The 25,561-nt window shown below is 70.9% G+C and carries 20 protein-coding genes; 13 read left to right on the forward strand and 7 right to left on the reverse strand.

Annotated features, from left to right (window positions below; translation table 11 throughout):
- Positions 1-92: 92 nt before the first annotated feature.
- Positions 93-1,316, forward strand: a complete 1,224-nt coding sequence (locus ACH4S8_RS14220) for an arginine deiminase (protein ID WP_398393507.1) — start codon at positions 93-95, stop codon at positions 1,314-1,316.
- 206 nt (positions 1,317-1,522) lie between these two features.
- Complete coding sequence (gene argF, locus ACH4S8_RS14225; protein ID WP_398393510.1) at positions 1,523-2,530, forward strand: ornithine carbamoyltransferase; 1,008 nt, start codon at positions 1,523-1,525, stop codon at positions 2,528-2,530.
- A 54-nt stretch (positions 2,531-2,584) separates the two neighbouring features.
- Here argF and ACH4S8_RS14230 read toward each other — a convergent pair whose 3' ends face one another.
- The gene (locus ACH4S8_RS14230) at positions 2,585-3,025 is read right to left on the reverse strand and encodes an ATP-binding protein (RefSeq protein WP_398393512.1); all 441 of its coding nucleotides are present in this window, start codon (positions 3,023-3,025) and stop codon (positions 2,585-2,587) included.
- Between the two features lie 464 nt (positions 3,026-3,489).
- Between ACH4S8_RS14230 and ACH4S8_RS14235 the strand changes: the two genes are divergently transcribed.
- Complete coding sequence (locus tag ACH4S8_RS14235) at positions 3,490-4,317, forward strand: enoyl-CoA hydratase family protein (protein ID WP_398393514.1); 828 nt, start codon at positions 3,490-3,492, stop codon at positions 4,315-4,317.
- Positions 4,318-4,324: 7 nt separating this feature from the next.
- On the forward strand, positions 4,325-6,613 hold the full coding sequence (locus ACH4S8_RS14240; RefSeq protein ID WP_398393516.1) for a bifunctional salicylyl-CoA 5-hydroxylase/oxidoreductase: 2,289 nt from the start codon (positions 4,325-4,327) through the stop codon (positions 6,611-6,613).
- Here ACH4S8_RS14240 and ACH4S8_RS14245 read toward each other — a convergent pair.
- Together ACH4S8_RS14245 and ACH4S8_RS14250 are read right to left on the reverse strand one after the other, a co-directional pair.
- A complete protein-coding gene (locus ACH4S8_RS14245; protein WP_398393518.1) occupies positions 6,603-7,451 on the reverse strand; it encodes a PaaX family transcriptional regulator C-terminal domain-containing protein in 849 nt (282 codons plus the stop codon). The two genes, ACH4S8_RS14240 and ACH4S8_RS14245, sit on opposite strands and share 11 nt — an antisense overlap.
- Before the next feature lie 15 nt (positions 7,452-7,466).
- Positions 7,467-9,215 carry an AMP-binding protein gene (locus tag ACH4S8_RS14250; RefSeq protein ID WP_398393520.1) on the reverse strand — a complete coding sequence of 583 codons (1,749 nt, stop codon included), beginning with the start codon at positions 9,213-9,215 and terminating at the stop codon, positions 7,467-7,469.
- 150 nt (positions 9,216-9,365) lie between these two features.
- On the opposite strand from ACH4S8_RS14250, the gene ACH4S8_RS14255 reads away from it, so the two are divergent.
- Both ACH4S8_RS14255 and ACH4S8_RS14260 read left to right on the forward strand, forming a co-directional pair.
- A complete protein-coding gene (locus ACH4S8_RS14255) occupies positions 9,366-10,511 on the forward strand; it encodes an acyl-CoA dehydrogenase family protein (RefSeq protein WP_398393522.1) in 1,146 nt (381 codons plus the stop codon).
- Complete coding sequence (locus ACH4S8_RS14260) at positions 10,508-10,906, forward strand: RidA family protein (protein ID WP_398393524.1); 399 nt, start codon at positions 10,508-10,510, stop codon at positions 10,904-10,906. The genes ACH4S8_RS14255 and ACH4S8_RS14260 overlap by 4 nt, the downstream gene beginning before the upstream one ends.
- A gap of 46 nt (positions 10,907-10,952) precedes the next feature.
- Here ACH4S8_RS14260 and ACH4S8_RS14265 read toward each other — a convergent pair whose 3' ends face one another.
- Positions 10,953-11,147, reverse strand: a complete 195-nt coding sequence (locus ACH4S8_RS14265; protein ID WP_398393526.1) for a DUF5999 family protein — start codon at positions 11,145-11,147, stop codon at positions 10,953-10,955.
- A gap of 277 nt (positions 11,148-11,424) precedes the next feature.
- Here ACH4S8_RS14265 and ACH4S8_RS14270 point away from each other — a divergent pair, with 277 nt between their 5' ends.
- Entirely contained in the window at positions 11,425-11,877 is a 453-nt protein-coding gene (locus ACH4S8_RS14270; RefSeq protein WP_398393528.1) for a DUF6299 family protein, read from the forward strand.
- A gap of 77 nt (positions 11,878-11,954) precedes the next feature.
- On the opposite strand, the gene ACH4S8_RS14275 is transcribed toward ACH4S8_RS14270, so the two are convergent.
- Positions 11,955-12,863: a hypothetical protein gene (locus ACH4S8_RS14275; protein ID WP_398393530.1), complete on the reverse strand. Its 909-nt coding sequence runs from the start codon at positions 12,861-12,863 to the stop codon at positions 11,955-11,957.
- Between the two features lie 411 nt (positions 12,864-13,274).
- On the opposite strand from ACH4S8_RS14275, the gene ACH4S8_RS14280 reads away from it, so the two are divergent.
- The 6 genes from ACH4S8_RS14280 (at position 13,275) to ACH4S8_RS14305 (ending at position 23,971) form a co-directional block, all read left to right on the forward strand.
- The gene (locus ACH4S8_RS14280; RefSeq protein WP_398394101.1) at positions 13,275-16,952 is read left to right on the forward strand and encodes a nitrate reductase subunit alpha; all 3,678 of its coding nucleotides are present in this window, start codon (positions 13,275-13,277) and stop codon (positions 16,950-16,952) included.
- Between the two features lies 1 nt (position 16,953).
- Positions 16,954-18,696 carry a nitrate reductase subunit beta gene (gene narH / locus ACH4S8_RS14285; protein ID WP_398393532.1) on the forward strand — a complete coding sequence of 581 codons (1,743 nt, stop codon included), beginning with the start codon at positions 16,954-16,956 and terminating at the stop codon, positions 18,694-18,696.
- Complete coding sequence (gene narJ, locus ACH4S8_RS14290) at positions 18,693-19,307, forward strand: nitrate reductase molybdenum cofactor assembly chaperone (protein ID WP_398393534.1); 615 nt, start codon at positions 18,693-18,695, stop codon at positions 19,305-19,307. Before narH ends, narJ begins: the two co-directional genes overlap by 4 nt.
- Positions 19,304-20,032: a respiratory nitrate reductase subunit gamma gene (gene narI, locus ACH4S8_RS14295; RefSeq protein WP_398393536.1), complete on the forward strand. Its 729-nt coding sequence runs from the start codon at positions 19,304-19,306 to the stop codon at positions 20,030-20,032. The genes narJ and narI overlap by 4 nt, the downstream gene beginning before the upstream one ends.
- The gene (locus ACH4S8_RS14300; protein ID WP_398393538.1) at positions 20,029-21,246 is read left to right on the forward strand and encodes a nitrate/nitrite transporter; all 1,218 of its coding nucleotides are present in this window, start codon (positions 20,029-20,031) and stop codon (positions 21,244-21,246) included. Before narI ends, ACH4S8_RS14300 begins: the two co-directional genes overlap by 4 nt.
- Before the next feature lie 1,135 nt (positions 21,247-22,381).
- Entirely contained in the window at positions 22,382-23,971 is a 1,590-nt protein-coding gene (locus ACH4S8_RS14305) for a hypothetical protein (RefSeq protein WP_398393540.1), read from the forward strand.
- A gap of 352 nt (positions 23,972-24,323) precedes the next feature.
- Here the strand turns inward: ACH4S8_RS14305 and ACH4S8_RS14310 are convergent, their stop codons facing one another.
- The gene (locus ACH4S8_RS14310; RefSeq protein ID WP_398393542.1) at positions 24,324-24,992 is read right to left on the reverse strand and encodes a nucleotidyl transferase AbiEii/AbiGii toxin family protein; all 669 of its coding nucleotides are present in this window, start codon (positions 24,990-24,992) and stop codon (positions 24,324-24,326) included.
- A gap of 5 nt (positions 24,993-24,997) precedes the next feature.
- Positions 24,998-25,390, reverse strand: a complete 393-nt coding sequence (locus ACH4S8_RS14315; protein WP_398393544.1) for a hypothetical protein — start codon at positions 25,388-25,390, stop codon at positions 24,998-25,000.
- Between the last annotated feature and the right edge of the window lie 171 nt (positions 25,391-25,561).

Raw genomic sequence — 25,561 nt, forward strand, 5'->3', positions numbered from 1 at the left:
AGTTTCCAGGGGAGCGTGGGGCGGCCGGGAATTGCCGCGCGGACCTGGGCGATCCACGGGTGAACACGCGTCCGGATGGTCAGGATGGAGGCATGGGATTCCACGTCGACTCCGAGGCCGGGCGGCTGCGCCGCGTCATCCTGCACCGGCCCGATCTCGAGCTCAAAAGGCTCACCCCCAGCAACAAGGACGCGCTCCTCTTCGACGACGTGCTGTGGGTGCGCCGGGCGCGCGCGGAACACGACGGGTTCGCCGACGTGCTGCGTGATCGCGGGGTCACCGTCCATCTCTTCGGTGACCTGCTCGCCGAGACCCTGGCGATCGGGGCGGCCAGGTCGCTCGTCCTGGACCGGGTCTTCGACGAGAAGGAGTACGGACCGCTCGCCACCGATCATCTCCGGGCCGCCTTCGAGGCCATGTCCGCCCCGGAGCTGGCGTCCGTGCTCGTCGGCGGCATGACCAAGCGCGAGTTCCTGGACGCGCACGCGGAACCCACCTCCGTGCGCTTCCACGTCATGGACCTCGACGACTTCCTCCTGCGGCCGCTGCCCAACCACCTCTTCACCCGGGACACCTCGGCCTGGATCTACGACGGGGTCTCCATCAACGCCATGCGCTGGCCGGCCCGGCAGCGCGAGACCGTGCACTTCGAGGCGATCTACCGGCATCACCCGCTGTTCCGCGAGGAGGGCTTCAACCTCTGGTCGGAGGGGCAGGCGGACTACCCGTCCACCATCGAGGGCGGTGACGTCCTGGTCATCGGCAACGGCGCGGTGCTCATCGGCATGAGCGAGCGGACGACGCCCCAGGCCGTCGAGATGCTCGCCCACAAGCTGTTCGCGGCCGGCTCGGCCCGCACCATCGTGGCGCTCGACATGCCCAAGCGGCGGGCGCTCATGCACCTGGACACCGTGATGACCATGGTCGACGGCGACATCTTCACGCAGTACGCCGGGCTCGGCATGCTCCGCTCGTACACCATCGAGCCCGGCGCGGGGGACAAGGAGCTGAAGGTCACCGACCACCCTCCGGAGCACATGCACCGTGCCATCGCCGCGGCACTCGGCCTCAGCGAGATCCGGGTCCTGACCGCCACGCAGGACGTGCACGCGGCTGAGCGGGAGCAGTGGGACGACGGCTGCAACGTCCTCGCCGTCGAGCCGGGCGTCGTCATCGCCTACGAGCGCAACTCCACCACCAACACCCATCTGCGCAAGCAGGGCATCGAGGTGATCGAGATCCCGGGCAGCGAGCTGGGCCGCGGAAGGGGCGGCCCACGCTGCATGAGCTGCCCCGTCGAACGCGACCCGGTGTAGGCGCACTCCCGCCGGAGCCGCCGCCGGAGCGACTGTCGGAGCCGCCGCCAGGGCGACTGCCGGAGCCGCCGCCGGAGCGACTGCCCGGGGTGGCCGCCGGAGTCGATGAGCGGAGTCGAACACGGGCCGCATATAAATGCCGAGCGTCGTATAGAATTTCAGACGTCCGGTCCCGTTCCCGCCCCCGTCATCCCTGGAGCGCCCCCATGGCGACAGTCCCGACCGCCCTCGCCGGCCGTCACTTCCTCAAGGAGCTGGACTTCACGCAGGAGGAGTTCCTCGGCCTGGTCGAGCTGGCCGCCGGACTCAAGGCGGACAGGCGGCTCGGGGCGGAGACCCAGTATCTCGCGGGCGTGAACATCGCGCTGATCTTCGAGAAGACCTCGACGCGCACCCGCTGCGCCTTCGAGGTGGCGGCCGCGGACCAGGGTGCCTCGACGACGTATCTGGACCCGACCGGTTCGCAGATCGGCCACAAGGAGTCGGTGAAGGACACCGCCCGTGTGCTCGGGCGCATGTTCGACGCGATCGAGTACCGCGGGGACAGCCAGGCCGCGGTGGAGGAACTGGCCGCCCACGCCGGAGTGCCCGTCTACAACGGGCTCACCGACGACTGGCACCCCACCCAGATGCTGGCCGACGTCCTCACGATGCGGGAGCACTGTGCCAGGCCGGTCGGGGAGATCGCCTTCGCCTACCTGGGTGACGCCCGTTTCAACATGGGCAACTCCTACCTGGTCACCGGCGCGCTGCTCGGTATGGACGTCCGGATAGTGGCCCCGCAGGCCTACTGGCCGGCCGACGACATCGTCGCGAAGGCCCGGGAGCTCGCCGCGAAGAGCGGCGGGAGCGTCACCCTCACCGAGCACGTGGACGAGGGGGTGCGGGGCGCCGACTTCGTGGCCACCGACGTCTGGGTCTCCATGGGGGAGCCCAAGGAGGTGTGGGCCGAACGCATCGGTGCCCTCGTCCCGTACGCCGTGACCATGGACGTGCTGCGGGCCACCGGGAACCCGGACGTCAAGTTCCTGCACTGCCTGCCGGCTTTCCACGATCTCGGCACCAAGGTCGGCCGCGAGCTGTACGAGGTGTACGGGCTCGACTCGCTCGAGGTCACCGACGAGGTCTTCGAGTCGGCGCACTCCGTCGTCTTCGACCAGGCCGAGAACCGGCTGCACACCATCAAGGCGATCATGGTCGCCACGCTGGCCTGATCTCTCCGGATCCGGTGGGCCGTACGTCTGCGTGCCCGTACGTCGTGCGGGTCGCTACAGGGCCGGCCGGCGCTGGGCGGGAATCACCGGCAGCCTGAACCAGACCGCCTTGCCCGAGTCGGTGAGGCGGTGTCCGCAGGCGGAACTGAGGGCGCGGAGCAGCAGCAGGCCGCGCCCGTGCTCCTGCCAGGGGTCCGGCTCGCCGGGCGGGTGCGGGAGGGTGAGATCGAGGGGTGGCGCCGGGTCCGGGTCGTGCACCTCGACCCGGCAGCCGGTCGGCATCAGCTCCACGACCAGCTCTATCGGTCCGTCTCCCGCGGTGTGCTCGACGGCGTTGGCGACCAGCTCCGCGGTGAGCAGCTCGGCGGTGTCGCTGTCGGCCGCGTGCTCCCGTTCCGAGAGTGCTCTGCGGACCAGGGCGCGGGCCACCGGCACCGCCGCGAAGGTGTGCGGCAGCGCGATGCGCCAGAAGGCGGGTGCTGGGGTGTCGTGCAAGGCGGGTCCGTTCGTGGAGCAGGCTGTCCTGCTTACAACCTTAGGAATGGTACGGCGCCCTCCGGGGAACGCGCGCGGCGGGCTTTCTCGGGATATCGGCCGATGTGTCCCGGCGGGTCCGAGGCCTCCTTTCGGGACGTTCGGTCCGATACGGGCTGTGTACCCGGACGAACGGCCCCCTTCCCGCCTTCGCTCCCGCCGTTACACGGCTGTCGACGGTCCGTGACGCGGTCACGGACCACCGGCCCCTCGCGGTCGCGCCTTCGCGACTTGTGACCGCCCTGTTGCCTCGGGTGCCCATCGCTTCACGATTCGCAGTCACTGCGTCACGTCGTGTCACGGCGGTCCGCCCGCGCGCTCGCACCCGATCGTTCTATCGCGCACTCGTGACGACAGTCACGAACAAGTGATAAATTGATGGGACAGCCGTATCGCGTCGCCCCCGCCCAAGGAGGCCGCCCGCCATGAGTCCCTTCACCGGCTCCGCCGGCCGAACCCCCGACTGGCAGCATCTGAGGTACGAGCTCACCGACGGCGTCGCCACGGTCACGCTGGCCCGCCCCGAGAAACTCAACGCGCTCACCTTCGGTGCCTACGCCGACCTGCGCGACCTGCTCGCCGAGCTGTCCCGCGAGCGGTCCGTGCGCGCCCTGGTGCTCGCCGGCGAGGGCCGCGGATTCTGCTCCGGCGGCGACGTCGACGAGATCATCGGCGCGACCCTCTCGATGGACACCGCCCAGCTCCTCGACTTCAACCGGATGACCGGGCAGGTCGTCAGGGCCGTACGGGAGTGCCCGTTCCCGGTGATCGCCGCGGTGCACGGGGTGGCGGCGGGCGCCGGAGCCGTGCTGGCGCTGGCCGCGGACTTCCGGGTGGCCGACCCGAGCGCCCGCTTCGCGTTCCTCTTCACCCGGGTCGGGCTGTCCGGCGGCGACATGGGCGCGGCCTATCTGCTGCCCCGTGTGATCGGGCTCGGCCATGCGACCCGGCTGCTGATGCTCGGCGAACCGGTGCGGGCGCCCGAGGCCGAGCGCATCGGGCTGATCAGCGAACTCACCGACGAGGGGCACGCCGACGAGGGCGCCCAGGCGCTGGCCCGCCGCCTCGCCGACGGCCCGGCGCTGGCGTACGCCCAGACGAAGGCCCTGCTCACCGCCGAACTGGACATGCCGCTTGCGGCCGCCGTCGAACTGGACGCCGCGACCCAGGCCCTGCTCATGAACGGCGAGGACTACGCCGAGTTCCACGCGGCCTTCACCGAGAAGCGGGCCCCGAAGTGGCGGGGGAGGTGAGCCCGGGATGCGCGGGAACGGCGTCGCGACGCGTGTCGCGGTGATCGGCGGAGGTCCCGGCGGACTCTACGCCGCGGCTCTCCTCAAGCGCCTCGACCCGGAGCGCAAGATCACCGTCTGGGAACGCAACGCGCCCGACGACACCTTCGGCTTCGGCGTCGTCCTGTCCGACGAGACCCTGGGCGGCATCGAGCACGCCGACCCGGTCGTGTACGCGGCGCTCCAGGCCGAGTTCGTCCGCTGGGACGACATCGACATCGTGCACCACGGAGTGCGGCACACCTCCGGAGGCCACGGCTTCGCCGCGCTCGGACGGCGCCGGCTCCTGGAGATCCTGCACGAACGCTGCCGTTCGCTCGGCGTCGACCTGCGCTTCACGGCCGAGGCCCCGCCCGTGGACGAACTGACGGCCGCGTACGACCTCGTCGTCGCCGCCGACGGCGTGCACAGCCTCACGCGCACGGCCCACGCGGAGGTGTTCGGGCCGAGCATCGAGGAGCACCGCTGCCGCTACATCTGGCTCGCCGCCGACTTCGCCTTCGACGCCTTCCGCTTCGAGATCGCCGAGACCGAACACGGCGTGATGCAGCTGCACGGCTACCCGTACTCGGCCGACGCCTCCACCGTCATCGTCGAGATGCGCGAAGAGGTCTGGCGGGCCTCGGGGTTCGCGGACCTCGACGAAGCCGAGTCCGTCGAGCGGTGCGGCAAGATCTTCACGGACGCGCTCGGCGGACGTCCGCTGCGCGCCAACAAATCGGCGTGGACGACGTTCCGGACGATCGTCAACGACCGCTGGTCGCACGGCAATCTGGTCCTGCTCGGCGACGCCGCGCACACCGCCCACTTCTCCATCGGCTCCGGCACCAAGCTCGCCGTCGAGGACGCGCTCGCGCTGGCCGCCTGTCTGGAGGAACAGCCTTCGCTGGAGCAGGCGTTGACGGCCTACGAGGAGGAACGGCGCCCCGTCGTCGCCTCCACCCAGCGAGCCGCCCGCGCCAGCCTCGACTGGTTCGAGAACCTCGACCGCTATCTCGGCCAGCCCACCCGGCAGTTCGCGTTCAACCTCCTCACCCGCAGCCGCCGGGTCACGCACGACAACCTGCGGCTGCGCGACCCGCGGTTCGTGGCCGCGGTCGAGCGGGAGTTCCGCTGCCCGCCCGGCACCCCGCCGATGTTCACCCCGTTCCGGCTGCGCGGTCTGACCCTGCGCAACCGGGTCGTCGTCTCACCGATGGACATGTACTCGGCCGTGGACGGCGTCCCCGGCGACTTCCACCTCGTCCACCTGGGCGCGCGAGCCCTCGGCGGCGCGGGACTGGTGATGACCGAGATGGTGTGCGTCAGCGCGGAGGGGCGCATCACACCCGGCTGCGCCGGCCTCTACACCGCCCGGCAGGCCGAATCCTGGCGCCGGATCGTGGAGTTCACGCACCGTCAGGCGCCGGGCACCGCGATCGGTCTCCAGCTCGGCCACGCCGGACGCAAGGGCTCGACCCGGCTGATGTGGGAGGGCATCGACGAACCCCTCCCGGACGGCAACTGGCCGCTCGTGGCCGCCTCCCCGCTCCCGTACAAGCCGGGCAGCCAGACCCCCCGCGAGCTGTCGCGGGCCCAACTCACCGATCTGCGCGAGCAGTTCACGGTGGCCGCCTGCCGCGCCGCCCGCTGCGGCTTCGACCTCCTCGAACTGCACTGCGCCCACGGCTACCTGCTCTCCGGCTTCCTCTCCCCGCTGACCAACCGGAGGACCGACGCGTACGGAGGATCGCTGGAGAAGCGGCTGCGCTTCCCGCTCGAAGTGTTCGACGCGGTGCGGGCGGTGTGGCCCGCGGAACGGCCGATGACCGTCCGCATCTCCGCCACCGACTGGGCCGAGGGCGGCACCACCGGCGACGATGCGGTGGCCATCGCGCGGGCCTTCGCCGCGCACGGCGCCGACGCGGTGGACGTGTCGACCGGCCAGGTGGTGGCGGACGAGCGCCCCGAGTACGGCCGCTCCTACCAGACGCCGTACGCGGACCGGATCCGTCACGAGACCGGGCTCCCGGTGATCGCCGTCGGCGCGATCTCCTCCTGGGACGACGTCAACTCCCTGATCCTGGCCGGGCGGACCGATCTGTGCGCGCTCGCCCGGCCGCACCTGTACGACCCGAACTGGACGCTGCACGCGGCGGCCGAACAGGGCTACGAGGGTCCGGGAGCCGGCTGGCCGCTGCCGTACCGTGCGGGCAGCCGCCGCCCGCAGACCGGCCGCACCGACGCCCCCAAACCCCGGCTGACCCTCAGTACGTGAGGGGATCCGGGTGCCCGGACCACGGGGGCACTCCGGCGAACTCCGCGCCCGTGTCCCGCAGTCGCTCGTGCAGTGCCGAGAACACGGCGGCCGAGCGGGCGCCGGGCCAGTCCCCGGGGAGCAGGGGCGCGGGCAACCCCGGGTCGGCGTAGGGGAGATGGCGCCAGGAGTCGAGAGCGAGCAGATAGTCCCGGTAGGCCTCCTCGGGCGGGGTGTCCGCGCGCTCCTCCCAGGTGTGCAGCACTCGCGCGTGCCGGCCGAGGAACGCCTCGTGCTCCTTGGCGATCGCGGTCAGGTCCCACCAGCGTGCCACCGCGTCCGCCGTCGCGGCGAACCCCAGATGCTCGCCGCGGAACAGCTCCACATAGGTGTCCAGCCGCAGCCGTTCCAGTGTGTGCCGGGTCTCCTCGTACAGCCGGGCCGGGGCGATCCACACGCCGGGAGCGGCCGTGCCGAAGCCGAGACCGGCCAGCCGCGAGCGCAGCACGTGCCGCTTCTGCCGCTCCGACTCGGGCACGGAGAACACCGCGAGCACCCAGCCGTCGTCCTCGGGAGGCGCCGTCGCGTACACCCTGCGGTCGCCGTCGTCGAGCAACTGCCGCGCGTCCGGCGACAACGCGTATCCCGCGGCGCCCGCCGGGGTGCGCGCCGGCTCCAGCAGTCCGCGGCGCTTGAGCCGGGACACCGACGAGCGCACCGAGGGCGCGTCCACGCCGACCGCGGCGAGGAGCCGGATCAGCTCGGCCACCGGCACCGGGCCGGGTGCGAAGCGGCCGTAGGCGCCGTAGAAGGTGACGATGAGGGACCGGGGGGCGTGGTGCTCTGACACGTCGATCACTCTAGTGCGCGAAGATCACTTGGGATCGCCGCTCGCGGGCAAGCCGCCCTCGGGAGCGGAGTCCGCGGCCCCGGGCGCCGGGGCCGGCGGAGTGGCCGCACCGCTGTCGGCGCGGTCGCCGGAAGGGTTCTCCTCCCGCAGTCTGAACCGCTGGAGCTTGCCCGTGGCGGTCCGTGGCAGCGCGTCCAGGAAGACGATCTCGCGGGGGCATTTGTACGGCGCCAGCTCGGACTTGAGGAACGCGCGCAGTGCCTCGGCGTCCCGGCGGGCGCCCTCCTTGAGGACGGTGTAGGCCACCGCGACCTGCCCGCGTGCCTCGTCGGTCCGCCCGACGACGGCCGTCTCCAGAACGTCCGGGTGCCGCAGCAGCGCGTCCTCGACCTCGGGACCCGCGATGTTGTACCCCGCCGAGATGATCATGTCGTCGGCGCGGGCCACGTACCGGAAGTAGCCGTCGGGGTCGCGCACATAGGTGTCGCCGGTGATGTTCCAGCCGCCGCGTACGTACTCCTGCTGCCGGGGGTCGGCCAGGTACCGGCAGCCGACCGGGCCGCGCACGGCGAGCAGACCGGGCTCGCCGTCCGGCACCGGCGTCCCCTCAGCGTCGACCACCCGCGCCTGCCAGCCCGGCACGGGCACACCCGTCGTGCCGGGGCGGATGTCCCCGTCGGCGGCGGAGATGAAGATGTGCAGCAGTTCGGTGGCGCCGATGCCGTTGATGATGCCGAGCCCGGTGCGCTCGCTCCAGTCCCGCCAGGTCGCGGCGGGCAGGTTCTCGCCCGCGGACACGCAGCGCCGCAGCGACCCGATGTCGTGCCCGGCCGGCTCCGCCAGTTCCGCGAGCATCGCCCGGTAGGCGGTCGGCGCCGTGAACAGTACGGAGACCCGGTGCTCGGCGATCGCGGGCAACAGCTGTCCGGGGCCCGCCTGTTCGAGCAGCAGTGAGCAGGCGCCGGCGCGCAGCGGGAAGACCACGAGACCGCCCAGCCCGAACGTGAAGCCCAGCGGAGGACTGCCCGCGAAGACGTCGTCCTCGCGCGGCCGCAGCACATGCTTCGCGAACGTGTCCGCGATCGCCAGCACGTCCCGGTGGAAGTGCATGCAGCCCTTGGGCCGGCCGGTGGTGCCCGAGGTGAACGCGATCAGCGCCACGTCGTCGGCGGCCGTGTCCACCGCGTCGAAGGGCTCGTCGGGGGCGCCGGTGATGCGCAGCAGGAGATCGCCCGGCGCGTCACCGCCGTACGTCGTGATCCGCAGCCCGGGGACCTCCGCCTTGACCAGGTCGTCGACCGAGCGGACGTCGCACAGGGCGTGCGTCACCCGGGCGATCGAGCTCATCGTCCTCAGCTCGTGCGGCCGCTGCTGGGCGAGCACCGTGACGGCGACCGCGCCCGCCTTCAGCACCGCCAGCCAGCAGGCCGCCAGCCACGGTGTCGTCGGGCCGCGCAGCAGCACCCGGTTGCCCGGGACGACCCCCAGCTCGCCGGTCAGCACATGGGCGATCCGGTCGACCCGGGCGCGCAGCTGTCCGTACGTCCACGGCGCACCGGACGGCGTACGGAACACCGGGCGTCCGGCGTCGGTGTCCGCGAGGAGTTCGGCGGCGCAGTTGAGCCGGACGGGGTAGCGCAGCTCGGGCAGGTCGAAGCGGAGTCCGGGCCACTGCTCGGGGGGCGGCAGGTGGTCGCGCGCGAAGGTGTCGACGTGGGCCGAGCGTGCCGGCTCCGAGGTGTCTGCGGGATCCAGGGGATCCACAAGGTCCATGGCGTCTCGCCCCCTTGCCTTGGTGGGCTGCCTCGATGGCCGTCGTGGTGGGCGTCGTGGTGGGCTCGCACAAGGAGCGTATCGTGTTGGTGACGACAGTCAACAGTTCGCGATAACGTGGTGACGTCCGATGGGGAGAGGGGACGGGCAATGACCGCATTCTCGCTCGATCCGGGGCAGACCGCCTGGTGTGCCGAGCTGCGCGCACTGGCCGCGGACCGGCTGCGCCCCCTGGCCGACAAGGGAGAGCCGGGCCACGTCAACCGGCCGCTCGTCGCCGAGCTCGGCCGGCTCGGCCTGCTCTCCCGCCTGTTCGCCTCCGGTGCCCTGGACCTCTGCCTCATGCGCGAGTCCCTGGCCCGGGTCTGCACCGAGGCCGAGACCGCGCTGGCCCTCCAGGGACTCGGCGCCCGTCCCGTCCACGCGTACGGCACCGCGGCCCAGCGCGCGCACTGGCTGCCCCGGGTCACGGACGGCTCCGCCGTGGCGGCCTTCGCCCTGAGCGAGCCCGGCGCCGGTTCGGACGCCGCCGCGCTGGCGCTCAGGGCGGACGAGGACGGCACCGGCGGCTGGCGGCTCACCGGCGAGAAGTGCTGGATCTCCAACGCCCCCGAGGCCGACCTCTACACCGTCTTCGCGCGCACCGCGCCCGACACCGGAGCCCGGGGCGTCACGGCTTTCCTCGTCCCCGCCGACCGCCCCGGCCTCACCGGCACCCCGCTCGACATGCTCTCCCCGCACCCCATCGGCGCCCTCGCCTTCGACGCCGTACCCGTCACGCCGGACGACGTCCTCGGCGAGAGGGGCCACGGGTTCCGGGTCGCCATGAACACCCTCAACCTCTTCCGGCCGAGCGTCGGCGCCTTCGCCGTCGGCATGGCACAGGCCGCGCTGGACGCGGCCCTCGCGCACACGGCGCGGCGCGAGGCCTTCGGCGGCCCGCTGAAGGACCTGCAGACCGTGGCCCACCAGGTCGCCGAGATGGCGCTGCGCACCGAGGCGGCCCGCCTGATGGTGTACGCGGCCGCGGCGGCGTACGACGAGGGGGCCCCGGACGTGCCCCGGCGGGCGGCGATGGCGAAACTGCTCGCGACCGAGACGGCCCAGTACGTCGTCGACGCGGCCGTCCAGCTCCACGGCGCCCGCGCCCTGCGCCGGGGCCATCTCCTCGAACACCTCTACCGCGAGGTGCGCGCGCCCCGTATCTACGAGGGCGCCAGCGAGGTCCAACGGGCCATCATCGCCAAGGAGTTGTACCGAACGGCCGGGCAGCCGGAAGAAAGGGTGTCGCAGTGACCACCGAGCGCGTGAATCCGCCGGAGCTCTCCCCGGCGGCCGGCTTCTCCCACGCCGTCGTCGCCACCGGTTCCCGGATCGTCTTCCTGGCCGGACAGACCGCGCTGGACGTGGACGGGAAGGTGGTGGGGGAGACCCTGCCCCGGCAGTTCGAGAGGGCGCTGGCCAATCTGCTGACCGCGCTGCGCGCGGCGGGCGGCGCTCCCGCGGACCTCGCCCGGGTCACGGTCTACGCCACGGACGTCGCCGACTACCGCGCCCACGCCGCCGAACTGGGCCGTATCTGGCGCCGGTTGGCGGGCCGCGACTACCCCGCGATGGCCGTCGTCGGCGCCGTGCGCCTGTGGGACGAACAGGCGCTGGTCGAACTCGACGGCTTCGCCGTGCTGGCGTAGGACCTCGAGGCGGGCGGAGATCAGGGAACCGCAGGCCGGGCCGGGTTCAGGCCGCGACGGCCAGCCGGTCGGCGGACACCCGGTGCGGAGCGATCACACGGCCGTCGGGGAGCAGTTCCCCGCTGTCGTCGAAGACGATCGCACCGTTGCACAGGAGGTTCCAGCCCTGCTCGGGGTGGGCCGAGACGATGTGCGGGGCGGTGGTGTCCGCGGACGGGCACGAAGACCGGTGTGAACACATGGTGCACCTCCACGTGGGATGCGAAGAGTGTCGGCGGCGCTGTCGTCGCCCTCGCATGCACAGACCATGCGCGCCCGGCGAACCGATCGGAACACCCGGCCGTGAAGCGTGACAACACGAGGACAACTCTCGGACGCCCCCAAGACGGACGGTGCCGACCGGTCACCGAAGGAGCGGTGCCAACTCGCCACCAAAGGGGTGATGATCACCGCCCTCGGGGCCTTGGGCCTGTACCTGTTGAGCGCCCTTTGCAGGTCTCCGCTCCAGGAGGTATCCCATGTTGTTCCGCCAGGCCGTCGGCGCGGCCGCCGGTGCCGCGCTGCTCCTGTTCCTCGCCCCGTCCGCCGTCGCCCTGCCCCGCGTCGCCCCGTCCGCCCCGTCCGAGGAGGTGACCGTCGACCCGACCGGCACGGTCGCGGCCGACGGCACCGTCACCCTCTCCGGCACCTACCGCTGCACGGGAGCCTCCGGCCCCGTCTTCGTCTCCTCCTGGGCCTCCCAGGGCGTCTCCCAGGGCGACTCCCTGATCATCCAGGGCATCGGCGGGACCTCGGCGCTGTGCGACGGCGCCGACCACCACTGGACCAACTCGGAGAAGCGCGTCCCCGGCACGCTCGAGACGGGCGCGGCCCACGTCCAGGCCACGATCACGGAACTGAGCGCCACCGGCCTCCCGCTCCCCACGTTCCACGCGATCCGGGACCAGGACATCACGCTCGTACGGAGCTGAACGCGCACGCGGAGGGGCCGTCGGCGATACGGGCCGACAGCCCCTCCGCGCGCCGGTCGGGCATCACGGCGCAGGGATCAGCCGATGCAGCCCGGGACGGCGGTCGGGCTGTTCAGGCAGTTGCTCGGGTTGTTGGCGACGACCACCGACAGGCGCAGGTTCACGGTCCCCATGTTGTTGTAGATGCCGCCGGGGTTCGTCCCGCCGGAGGTGTTGTTGCTGATGACGCTGGCGGTCACCGTGGAGGTGCCCCCGGGGGCGGCGGGTACGCCGTTGGCGAGACCGCCGCCGCCGTTCGGCGCGGAGTTGCCGAGGAGGGTGCTGGCGGTGACCGTCAGTGTCCCGATGCTGGCGATGCCGCCGCCGGTGTTGCCGGCCTGGTTGCCGCTGACGACGGTGGCGTTGACGGCCAGGGTGCCGTCGCTCACGAGGCCGCCGCCGTTCTGGGCCGCGCTGTTGCCGCTGACGACGGTGGCGTTCACTCGGGCCTGGGAGCCGTTGAACACGCTGATGCCGCCGCCGAAGTTGGCGTGGTTGGCGCGGATGAGACTGGAGTTGACCGTCAGGGTGCCGTTCCCGGTGACGACGATGGCACCGCCCGCGCCGTTCCGTACGGAGCTGCCCGTGGCGTCGCCGTTGGTGATGACGGCCGAGCGCAGGTCGAGGCTGCCGCCGTCGACGGTGAGGATGCGGAAGGTCCCGGACTGGCGGGTGATGGTGTCGCTGTTGCCGTTGATGACGATCGGCGAGGTGATCGCGGGCAGTTCCGTGGTCAGGCGGTACGTGCATCCGGCCGCCAGGATGAGCGTGTCACCACCGGGGGTGCTGTTGGCGGTGTTGATCGCGTTCTGCAGGGCGGTCTCGCTGCAGGCCACGGGCAGTGCAGCGGCCGAGGCGGGGGTGGCCAGCGCGGCCGATGCCAGCGCGGTGGCCGTGCCTATGCCGAGCACCCGGGCGGTCTGGACGATGATGGTGCGGCTGAGCATGTCACTCCTTTGGAAGTCGCACCCGCCGTGAGCGCCCGTCCCTGTGAGAGGGCCGCGTACGCGTGAGGCAGGAGGTCTGCGAAGAAGTGCCCGTTCGCCTGTCGGCAGTACCGGTCGGCTGTTCGGTTTACGCCTGGTGGTCCTCCGGAATCCACCGGGCGGCCCAACGAGCGGCCCGTGCCGACCGGCCCGCACGACCTGCCTCTTCACGGCGCCGCCCGGAACCGGACGATTTCCGTCCGCCGCGCGGATGATCGCCTGCGTGGGTCGGCCCTACGGGGTCGGCCCCTCGCCCTCCTCACCCTTTCAGCCCCCCGGCACATGCGCCCCCCACCCATGAATGGTCCGCTGGGCCGAAGTCGGCCGAGAGGAGCATCCGTGCCCGGGACGAAGGCCGAAGGCGTCGGAGGCATGGACGGCGCGGCCAGTGAACTGCTGCTGCGCACCGGGCGGTTCTTCCGGCGGGGGGAGACCTCCGCCGACCTGCGGACCCTCTCCAAGGAGGGCGGGCGGAGCGGCGACGTCTTCTACCGGGACCGGTGGAGCCACGACAAGGTCGTGCGCTCCACCCACGGGGTCAACTGCACCGGCTCCTGCCGTTGGAAGGTGTACGTCAAGGACGGCATCATCACCTGGGAGACCCAGGAGACGGACTATCCGAGCGTCGGCCCGGACCGCCCCGAGTACGAGCCGCGCGGCTGTCCGCGCGGGGCCGCGTTCTCCTGGTACACGTACTCGCCGACCCGGGTGCGCTACCCGTACGTCCGCGGCGTGCTCCTGGAGATGTACCGGGAGGCGAAGGCGCGCACCGGGGACCCGGTCACCGCGTGGGCCGACCTCCAGGCCGACCCCGAGCGGCGCCGGCGCTACCAGCAGGCCCGGGGCAAGGGCGGCCTGGTGCGGGCGAGCTGGGACGAGGCCGTGGAGCTGGCCGCCGCCGCGCACGTCCACACCATCAGGACGTACGGGCCCGACCGCATCGCCGGCTTCTCGCCCATCCCCGCGATGTCCATGGTCTCGCACGCCGCCGGAGCCCGGTTCCACTCGCTGATCGGCGCTCCCATGCTGTCGTTCTACGACTGGTACGCCGATCTGCCGGTCGCCTCCCCGCAGGTGTTCGGCGACCAGACGGACGTCCCCGAGTCGGGCGACTGGTGGGACGCGGCGTACTTGATGATGTGGGGCACCAACGTCCCGGTCACCCGTACCCCGGACGCGCACTGGATGGCCGAGGCGCGCTACCGCGGCCAGAAGGTCGTCGTCGTCTCCCCGGACTACGCCGACAACACGAAGTTCGCCGACGAGTGGCTGCACCCGCACCCCGGCACCGACGGCGCGCTGGCCCTCGCGATGGGCCACGTCGTCCTCAAGGAGTTCTTCGTCGACCGGCAAGTGCCCTTCTTCACGGACTACGTCCGGCGGTTCACCGACCTGCCGTTCCTCGTCACCCTGCGGGAGCACGACGGCCGGCACGTCCCGGACAAGTTCCTGCGCGCCTCCGACCTCGGGGACACGGCGGAAGGCGCGGAGTGGAAGACGGTCGTCCTCGACGACAACACCGGCCGGCCGGAGGTCCCCGGCGGGTCGCTCGGCTTCCGGTGGACCGAGTCGGGCGAGGGCCGGTGGAATCTCGAACTGGGTGATCTGGAGCCCCGGCTCTCCCTGTACGGACGCGACGGAGCCGTCCCGACCGAGGTGCTGCTGCCCCGCTTCGACACCGACGGCGGACCGCACGGCCAGGGCAGCGGGGCGGTCCGCGCCGCCGGCGTCCCCGCCGTCCGGGTCGGCGGCCGGCTGGTGACGACCGTGTACGACCTGCTGCTCGCCCAGTACGGCGTCGGCCGGGAAGGGCTCCCCGGCACCTGGCCGAAGGGCTACGACGACGCCTCCGTCCCCTGCACCCCCGCCTGGCAGGAGGTCCACACCTCCGTCCCGGCCGCGGCGGCCGTCCGCACGGCGCGGGAGTTCGCGGACACCGCCGAGCGGTCCCGGGGCCGCTGCATGATCCTCATGGGCGCCGGCACCAACCACTGGTTCCACTCCGAGACGATCTACCGGGCCTTCCTCGCCCTGCTCCAGCTCACCGGCTGCCAGGGCCGCAACGGCGGCGGCTGGGCGCACTACGTCGGCCAGGAGAAGTGCCGCCCCGCGACCGGCTGGGCCACCCTCGCGGCCGCGTCCGACTGGTCGCGCCCGCCGCGGCAGGCGATCGGCACCGCCTACTGGTTCCTGAACACCGACCAGTGGCGCTACGACCACTACCGCGCCGACACGCTCGCCTCCCCGCTCGGCAGCGGGGCCTTCGCCGGGATGACGGCCGCCGACTGCCTCGCCCAGGCGACCCGTTCGGGGTGGATGCCCTCCTACCCGACGTTCGACCGCAACCCGCTCGACCTGTGCGACGAGGCGGGTGACGAGGACCCGGCCGCGTACGTGGTGGACCAACTCCGCGAGGGGAAACTGGGATTCGCCGGAGAAGACCCGGACGCCCCTGCCAACTGGCCCCGGATCGTGACCCTTTGGCGGGCCAACCTGCTCGGCTCGTCGGCGAAGGGTGCCGAGTACTTCCAGAAGCACCTGCTGGGCACCACCTCCTCGCTCGGTGCCCGGGAGGCCGCGCCCGAGGAGCGTCCGCGCGATGTGCGCTGGCACGAGAAGGCGCCCGAGGGAAAGCTCGACCTGCTGCTGTCACTGGACTTCCGCATGACCTCCTCCACCCTCATGTCGGACGTCGTCCTGCCCGCGGCCACCTGGTACGAGAAGCACGACCTGTCCAGCACGGACATGCACCCCTACGTGCACTCCTTCACCCCGGCCGTCGACCCGCCCTGGCAGGCCCGCACCGACTTCGCCGCCTTCCACGCCCTGGCCCAGTCCTTCTCCAGGATGGCGGCGAAGCACCTCGGCGTGCGCCGCGACCTCGTCGCCACCGCCCTCCAGCACGACACCCCCGGCGAGACCGCGCAGCCCGGGGGCGTCGCGCTGGACTGGCGCCGCGGCGAGTGCGAGCCCCTGCCGGGGAAGACCATGCCCCAACTGACGGTGGTGGAGCGGGACTACGGCGCCATCGGCGAGAAGATGGCCACCCTCGGCCCGCTGGCGGAGAAGCTCGGTCTGCCGGTCAAGGGCATCGCCTTCGACGTGGCGGAGGAGGTACGGCTGCTCGCCGACCGGCACGGCATCCGTATGGCCGGGCCGGCGGTGGGACGGCCGCTCCTCGACACCGCCGTCAAGGCGGCGAACACGATCCTCGCCCTGTCCGGCACCACCAACGGCCACCTCGCCACCCAGGGCTTCCACACCCTGGAGCGCCGCACCGGACAGCCGATGGCCCACCTCGCCGCCGAGCACGAGGGCAAGCGCATCACCTACGCCGACACCCAGGCGGCACCCGTACCCGTCATCACCTCCCCGGAGTGGTCGGGCAGCGAGGCGGGCGGGCGCCGCTACACCGCCTTCACCCTCAACACCGAGCACGCCAAGCCCTGGCACACCCTCACCGGACGCCAGCACTTCTTCCTCGACCACGACTGGATCCACGAACTCGGCGAGGCACTGCCCGTCTACCGGCCGCCCCTGGACATGCGACGGCTCTTCGGGGACCGGATCTCCACCGGGGACGACGGCCGGGCGGAGGTGACCGTCCGCTACCTCACCCCGCACAGCAAGTGGTCCATCCACTCCGAGTACCAGGACAACCTCCTCATGCTGTCGCTCTCCCGCGGCGGCCAGAACATCTGGATGTCCCCGCAGGACGCCGAGACGATCGGCGTGCGCGACAACGACTGGATCGAGGCGGTCAACCGCAACGGTGTCGTCGCGGCCCGCGCGGTCGTCAGCCACCGCATGCCGCAGGGCACGGTGTACATGCACCACGCGCAGGACCGGGTCATCGCCACGCCCCGGACACAGACGACGGGCAAGCGCGGCGGGACGCACAACTCCCTCACCCGGCTGCTGCTCAAACCGACCCATCTCATCGGCGGATACGCCCAGTTGAGCTGGGCGTTCAACTACCTGGGCCCGACGGGCAACCAGCGCGACGAGATCACGGTCGTCCGGCGCCGCACCGAACCGGTGGAGTACTGACATGCGCGTCATGGCACAGATCGCGATGGTCATGAACCTCGACAAGTGCATCGGCTGCCACACCTGTTCCGTCACCTGCAAACAGGCGTGGACGAACCGTGGCGGCGTGGAGTACGTGTGGTTCAACAACGTCGAGACCCGCCCCGGACAGGGATATCCGCGCCGTTACGAGGACCAGGAGAGGTGGAAGGGCGGCTGGGAGCTCAACAAGCGCGGCCGGCTGAAGCTGAAGAGCGGCGGCCGGTTCTCCAAGCTCGCCCACATCTTCTCCAACCCCGAACTGCCCGACATCAGCGACTACTACGAGCCGTGGACGTACGAGTACGCCAACCTCCTCGACGCGCCGCTGGGCGACGACATCCCCGTCGCCCAGCCGCGCTCGCTCCTCAGCGGCAAGCCCATGAAGATCGAGTGGAGCGCCAACTGGGACGACGACCTCGGCGGGGTGAGCGAACACGGCGCATTCGACCCGATGGTGGCGAAAGTCCGTGAACAGGCCTCGGAGAAGGTGAAGTTCGCCTTCGAGCAGACCTTCATGTTCTACCTGCCGCGGATCTGCGAACACTGCCTGAACCCGTCCTGCGTCGCCTCGTGCCCGTCCGGCGCGATGTACAAGCGGCAGGAGGACGGCATCGTCCTGGTGGACCAGGACCAGTGCCGGGGCTGGCGCATGTGCGTCAGCGGCTGCCCGTACAAGAAGGTCTACTTCAACCACCGCACCGGCAAGGCCGAGAAGTGCACGCTGTGCTACCCGCGCCTCGAAGTCGGCCTGCCCACCGTCTGTTCCGAGACCTGCGTGGGACGGCTGCGCTACCTCGGCGTCATGCTCTACGACGCGGACAAGGTCCTCCAGGCGGCCTCCGCCCCCGACGACACCGACCTCTACGAAGCCCAACTCGGCGTGTTCCTGGACCCCGAGGACCCCGTCGTACGCCGGGAGGCCGAACGCGCCGGCATCGCCCAGGACTGGATCGACGCGGCCCGCCGCTCCCCCGTCCACGCCCTCATCAGCACGTACAAGGTGGCGCTGCCGCTCCATCCGGAGTACCGCACGATGCCGATGGTCTGGTACATCCCGCCGCTCTCCCCGGTCGTCGAGGCCCTCACCGAGACCGGGTTCGACGGCGAGGACGCCGGCAACCTCTTCGGCGCGATCGACACCCTGCGCATTCCCCTGGAGTACCTCGCCGAACTGTTCACCGCGGGCGATACCGCCCCCGTACGGGCCTCGCTGGAGAAGCTCGCCGCCATGCGCGCCGCGATGCGCCCCGGGCTGCTCGCCGGCGGCCCCTCGGGACCGGCCCCGGTCGACGAGGGGATCGCCCGGTCGGTCGGCATGTCCGGGGAGGAGATGTACGCGCTGTACCGGCTGCTCGCCATCGCCAAGTACGAGGAGCGGTACGTGATCCCCACCGCCGCCGTCGGCGACGCGCGGCGGCTCGAGGAGTCCGTCCTGCCCGACGAGTGCAGCCTCGACTACGCGGGCGGCCCCGGCATGGGCGGCTCCGGCCCCTACGGCGAAGGGTCCGGCGCGGCGCCGCCGATGTCCGTGGAGAACTTCCACGTGCTGCGCGACCGCCAGACCGCCGACGCCCCCGCCGACACCGGCCGCAGCCGCGTCAACCTCCTCAACTGGGACGGCCGCGGCCACCCCGCCGGACTGTTCCCGGGAAAGCCGGGAACACCCGGCGAGCCCGGCACCGGTCCGAACCCACCCGAGAACGACGACGAGGAGGAGAGATGACCGCCCCGCACGCCGTCGTCCGCGCCGCGGTCGCCCGCTGCCTGGTCTACCCCGACGACGAGTTCCACGCCGGCCTCGGTGTCCTGCGCGCGGCTCTCGCCGAACGACCCGGCCCGGGGAGAGGGGAGTTGCGCGCCTTCCTCGACCACGCGGACGGCACCGCCCCCGACCGGCTCCGCCAGGACTACGTCCGCACCTTCGACTTCTCCGGGCGCCGCTGCCTCCACCTCACCTGGTGGACCGACGGCGACACCCGCCGCCGCGGCCGGTCCCTGGTGCGCTTCAAGGAGATCTACCGCGAACACGGATGGGAGTACACGGACACCGGCGAACTCCCCGACTTCCTCCCGGCCGTCTGCGAGTTCTCCGCCCTCACCGGCACCGACACCCTCCTCACCGACCACCGCCCGGCACTGGAACTGCTGCGCTTCGCCCTCGTCGAGGCCGGCTCGCCCTGGGCCGACGTCCTCCGGGCCCTCGTCGCCACCCTGCCCGGCGCCTCCCCGCGCGACCGCGCCGCCGCCCAGGCCATGGCCCGGGGCGGACCACCGCGCGAGGACGTGGGGCTCGCGCCCTTCGGCACCCCCCTGCTGGAGGTCGCCCCCCGATGAGCCTCGCCGACAGCCTCCTGTGGACCGCGATGCCGTACGTCACGATCGTCCTGCTCGTCGGCGGGATCATCTGGCGCTACCGCTACGACAAGTTCGGCTGGACGACCCGCTCCTCGCAGCTCTACGAGTCCGGGCTGCTGCGGATCGCCTCCCCGGTGTTCCACTACGGCATCCTCTTCGTCCTCGCCGGTCATCTCGTCGGACTGTTCGTCCCGGACTCCTGGACCAGCGCACTCGGGGTGAGCGAGACCGCGTACCACTACCTCTCCCTCACCACCGGCACGCTCGCGGGCCTCGCCACCGTCGCCGGCATCGCGCTCCTGATCTACCGCCGCCGCACCAACGGGCCGGTCTTCCGCGCCACCACCCGCAACGACAAGCTCATGTACGTCGTCCTGCTCGCCGCGATCCTGATGGGGATGATCGCCAAGCTCACCCACGCGGGCGGCCACGGGTACGACTACCGCACCACCATCGCCCCGTGGCTGCGCAGTGTCTTCACCCTGCATCCGGACTACGCGCGGATGGACGGCGTGCCGGTGACCTACCAGATCCACATCGTCATCGGGTGCGTCCTGATCGCCCTCGTCCCCTACACCCGGCTGATCCACATGTTCAGCGCCCCCGTGCCGTACCTCTTCCGCCCCTACATCGTGTACCGCAGCCGTGAACGCGGTCAGCTCGGCACCCGTTCCGAGCGACCCGGATGGGAGCGCGTGCCGTGACCGCCCGGACGACCCGGACCGTCCAGAGCCCCGCGGTCCCCGGCGCCGCCTACCGCAACCTCGTCGTCGCCACGATCGGCTTCGCCATCACCTTCTGGGCGTGGAACCTCATCTCGCCCATCGCCACACCTCTGGGCGTGAAGCTCTCGCTGAGCTCCTTCCAGCAGTCGCTGATGGTCGCCGTCCCCGTGCTCGTGGGCTCGCTCGGCCGGGTGCCCGTCGGCGCGCTCACCGACCGCTTCGGCGCGAAGATCATGTTCCCGCTCGTCACCGCGCTGACCATCGTGCCCGTCCTGCTGCTGATCGTCGTGAAGGACTCCTACGCGGGCCTCCTCGTCGTCGGCTTCTTCCTCGGCCTCGGCGGCACGACCTTCGCGATCGGCGTCCCCCTCGTCAACTCCTGGTTCCCGCCCGCGCGTCGCGGCTTCGCCGTCGGCGTGTTCGGCGCGGGCATGGGCGGTGTGGCCCTCTCCGGCTACTTCACCCCCCGCATCTACAAGCACGGCGAGAACCTGCCGTTCGTGGTGCTGGCCATCGCCCTGGCCGTCATGGCCGTCGTGGAGTTCTTCCTCCTCGCCGACCGCCCCGACCGCGTGGTCCCCACCACCTCGCTGGGCGAGCGACTGGGCGAAGCCGGGCGCCTGCGGGTCACCTGGGAACTCGCGGCCCTGTACGCGATCGGGTTCGGCGGCATCGTCGCGTTCGGCGTCTACCTGCCGACCTACCTCAAGACCTGGTACGACCTGTCGCCCACCGACGCCGGTACCCGGGCGGCCGGTTTCGCGCTCGTCACCGTGGTCTTCCGCCCGATCGGCGGCTGGCTCTCCGACCGCGTCCACCCCGCCGTCGTCACCTCCTGGGCCCTCGGCGTCGTGGGGGTCATGGCGGTGTGCCAGGCGTTCGAACCCCACCTCGTCCCGGGCGGAACGGTCTTCCTCCTGGTGATGGCGGCCGGTCTCGGCACCTCCAGCGGCAGCGTCTTCGCGATGGTCGCCCGGGTCACACCGCCGCCGAAGGTCGGCAGCGTCACCGGGATCGTCGGCGCGGTCGGCGGCCTCGGCGGCTTCGTCCCGCCCCTCGTCATGGGCGCCGTCTACAGCGCCAAGAGCTCCTACGCCATCGGCTTCATGCTGCTCTCCGACCTCGCCCTGGCCGGCTGCGTCTACTCCTTCGGGCGCATGCGAGAAGTGGGCCGGGAGCGGCAGTCCGCCTGAGCCCGCGGCAGTCCCGCAAACACCGCCGCGCCCCGCCGGACCCGTGTGCGAACGGGTCCGGCGGGGCGCGGGGTCGTCGGGGCCGAGGACCGGCGGGGCGCGGCGGCGCTCCCGCGAGGGCGGGTCAGATGTCCCGGAAGAGACTGGGCGGTTCTGCGACCTGCCACGATGGACGGATGCCGAGCGCTGACCTGGGCAGATGACCTTTCGGTTGTTTCACGGTGATGCCCGTTGATGCGGCCGGAAGTCCCAGGAAAGTCCCAGGTGGATCCCAGAGCTGATGGCCCCTCTCTCGGTTCCGTGCGGAGGCCGGGTGGTGTCGCGGGGGCTCTGAGAGGAGATCTTCTCCCAGGTTTCTCTCAAGCGCTGGCGTGACAGCTGCTTCAGCATGTCGCGTTACGAAGGCGAATTTGTGCGATGCGGTACGCCGTCGGTGGCAGCGTGGCGCGGGGTCTGGTGTACCGCTGCCTACGCATAGCTCTCGCTGAGCATCGGCTGAACCGTTCCAAGGTCCCCCTATCTCTGGGCAGCCCACCTGCACGCCGGGATCTGAAAGCGGCTGAGCCGCGGCACCGACGTGCGAATTGTTGCCGATACCGTGAGCACCTTGGCCACGACTGGACGCGAGTGCGCGGTGATCGGGTGTCCGTGACGCGGATCTTCCAAGATGGGCACGTCGAGATTTCCCGAAGCTAGAACTCACGCTGCGGCGGTCGGGGTCCGGCCAGGACGAGGTCCGACAGGAGTTGGTGAGCCAATTCGAAGGGCTGGTTGCGGGGACCATGGGGTATGGAGGCGGCGGATTCGAAGCTGCGTTGTGTTGCAGCCTCGTGCTCGCCACGCTGAGTGAGGAGGAGGCGCCGCAGACGGCGCGGAATGCGCAGCGCCGACAGGCTCGCTGAGCGAAGGGCACTTCCAGGAGCGGTTACGCCCCCGCTCAGACAGGCCACTTTCCTGCTCAGGGACCGGAATGTATGGCCTCCGGCTGCCCTGACAGTTGGCGCCGATGCCCCCTGCGTAGGACATTACGGACTTCAGCGTGGCGGTATTACGGTGTTCCTTCAAGTGGAGCCCTGACCGTGTTCTAGGGGTAGCCGGTCCGTTGTGCAGGGTGTCTGGGGTGAGGGGAGCCGCCGTGCAGGCGTTGTATGCCGTCAGTTTCGACATCCGGTCTGCCCAGGAGCAGCCGGGCCATGTATATGAGCGCCTACGTGGCCATCTTGCGGACTGGCTCAGTCACGGCGGACGGATACCGGCACCGTCGGTGACCGAATTCGACCAGGACGGCCAGGCGGTGCTCGTTGGAAAGAGTCCCGGCCACGGCGATCGCACGGTGAGCTGGACAATGGCCGGCGACGACCTCACCCGCGCCCTGCGCATGACCATCCACCAGCCATTGTCCGCAGGTCCGGCCCAGTTCGTCACCCGGGTCACCGTCTCCCAATCGGCGGAAGACGGTGGCGGGCTCAGAATCGTCATGGGCCGGGAGATCCCCGACGGGTGGATCGCGCCGGTGCAGGACCCTCCTCTCAAGCGCCCCAACCTGCTGCGAGCGGTGCTCGGCGACCGGAAACTTGAAGTGCGGGTGCTGAACCAGCTCGCCACGGGGCGCTACGAGAGGATCCGTGAGGAGGGCCATGCGGCCGTACTCCTCGACTCCCTGGCACTGCGCACACGCCTCCCCATTCTTCTGGTACACCCCAGGGACCAGGCGGGGTGGAGCGCAGCGGCCGATGCCTCGGGTCAACTCGCCGGGCTGGCTCAGGTGGTGACTTTGAACTATGTGACCGCACAGGCCGTCCGCCGGGCTCACGAGCAGGTGGCTGTACCCAGCGGGGGCGCCCGGCTGGTCTGGCCCGACCTCGGCCTGGAGCATCCTGCCTACTCGCGTGAGGAGGTTTCCGAGGCGTTCTTCGTGGAACGGCGGCTGATGCCGTCGCTCGCCCATCTCTCGGTCATTGCTCGCGGCAGTGACACGGCGTGGGAGCGGGCACGGCAGGCGTCGTACCGTGCGGGCGCGCGCAGGGCTGCCGAGCAGCTGTCGCGTGCCCAGGTCGCTGGCGACACCACCGCCGAACTCGAAGCTCTGCAAAAGCGCGTACGACAGCTTGAAGAGGACGCCAGATCCTGGGAGGACATGGCGCAAAGCTGCATGGAGGAACGCGACAAGGCGCGAGACGATGCCGCCACCACCGAGGCGCTGCGCCAGGACCGGGACTACTGGAAGAGCCAGTACCTTGACCTGTCGAAGAGCGGGAACGGACAGACAGCCGTACTCGACGCGTGGAACGAGATCCCCGCCCTGGGAGCGGACGCCGTGTCCACTTTCAAGGCTCTCACCAAGGCGTCGGAGGAGCACATCGTGTTCACGACAAGAGCGGGGCGCGCCTGGAAGGACTCCCGCTATCCGTACCCCCAGGAGATGACCGACCAGCTGATCGCCCTTGCACAGGCCGCGATGGACCTGTACGCCAACCCTGGCAACATACCCAGACTGACCCAGTGGTTCTACGACAACCACGGACTGAAGTACGCGCCCAGCGACGAGAAGCTGAGCAAGGACAAGGACAAGCGCTACTTTACGTTCGATGGGAAGCGCTGCGACGGACTGTCGCACATCAAGGTCCGGGACGCGGTGTCGCCCAATGAGGTCGGACGGATCTACTTCGCCCTCGACTCCGATGGGAAGCGTTTCATCGTGAACCACGTCGGACTTCACCTGTAGTCGGCTGCTTGGGCCACCCGCTTGCGGGCCGATGTCCGGGCGGAGGCTGAGACGTGCCGCCCTCAGCCTCTGCCCCCGCCCACCCTGATGTCCTGGTTCCGGGCACTGCTCCGGCCGTTCGGCTCCATCTTGCAGACCGTGTCGTAACAGCATCAGAAACAGAGGCCGTTCGTGCGGCGGCGCAACTCGATGCTGGTGCGCCGCAGCGGGGGCACTCAGACCTCCGACTGATCTTCTCAGGGTCTGTCCGGCGTGCTCGGCGCGGGACAAGCCCGTAACCTCCTGCGTCCCACCTGCTCGCTTCTCGGCTCTTGATCTGATCGCTTGCAGATCAGATCTCATCCGGACGTGATCAGTCGATGTCCGGATCATCGGACTCTTCGAGGAGGCGGGCCGCCAGGTCGTCGGCCCACTCCACGGCCCAGGAGCGCAGAGCGGTGATGGTGGCGTCACCGAGCCCGTAGGCGGCGAAGGCTTCGTCGTCGGTCCACTCGGCGCCTGTGAGGTTCGACTGCAGATCCTCGCGCTCGAAGCGGCCGCGGGCGTGGCGGCGGCCGAACTCCTCGAGCTCGGCATTGGTCCAGCGGCGTGAGGCTGCGAACACGTCGATCAGGTCGCGGGGTGCTCCGCGGTCGGCGAGGGCGCGGACCTTGGTCCCGATCACGTCCTCCTCCGCGAGAACGGGCCCGTACGGGCTCTGGGCGACTGGCCGCCAGAAGATTTCCTTGAGGATGTCGACTTCGCAGTCCTGCCCGGTGGCAGGGTCAGTCACGGTGAAGCGGGCGGACAGCGGAGCGGTCTCCAGCGCGTGCACCCTCCAACCGCGGGCTTCCAAGCCGGCGCGGAGCGTGGCGGCGATGTCGGCCATGGGCGCAGGGTTCTCGGTGGCGACGTCGAGGTCCTGGCTGGGGCGGTTCACGAGGCGGTGTGCCCGCACGGCATACCCGCCGGTGAGAACCAAGGGATACGGGGAGCCGAGCGCGATCACATCAGCCAGGAGCCGCGTGTGCAGCTCCGGCATGTCCGTCACGCGGCTGCCCGGGTGCGGGAGGAGAGCTGGGGGAAGGCGTCTTCCCACACGGAGCGCACGGTGCGACCGACGAGTGTGCGCAGCACTGGCCACATCTGGAGGAGAAGATCCTGGTTGAGGAATCGGGGCAGATCGTCGCGCAGGCCCTCGTGCAGGACAGTGCGGTAAAGGCCCATGCGTTGACGAGGCTTGCTCATGTCGTACGAGGTCATCCCCGACCAGGCCATGTGCAGCGGCAGCTCCACGAGCCCTTGGTTCGGGCCGTGCAACTGGTCCAGCGACTCCGGCAGACGCCGCCGGAACTTCTCCCGGTACAACGCGAGATCCTCGGCGACCTCGCCCGAGAGGTCGCTCGGAGCGGGTGCGGGGCGCTGTGGGCTGGAGGACATGCCTCCATTATGACGGCGGGGGAGCGGCAAGGGGCATGATGCGCAAGCTTGCGTCTGCAGTGAGCGGGACGGGCTCGTGCAGGGTGTCTGGGCGTGACAGCGGGGCAATGAACCGACACCTGCCTTGAACTGTGCTTTCTTATGACTCGCCCAGGCCGACGTTTTCCGGCG

It is taken from the genome of Streptomyces sp. NPDC021080, from assembly GCF_044333225.1.
Lineage (GTDB): Bacteria > Actinomycetota > Actinomycetes > Streptomycetales > Streptomycetaceae > Streptomyces.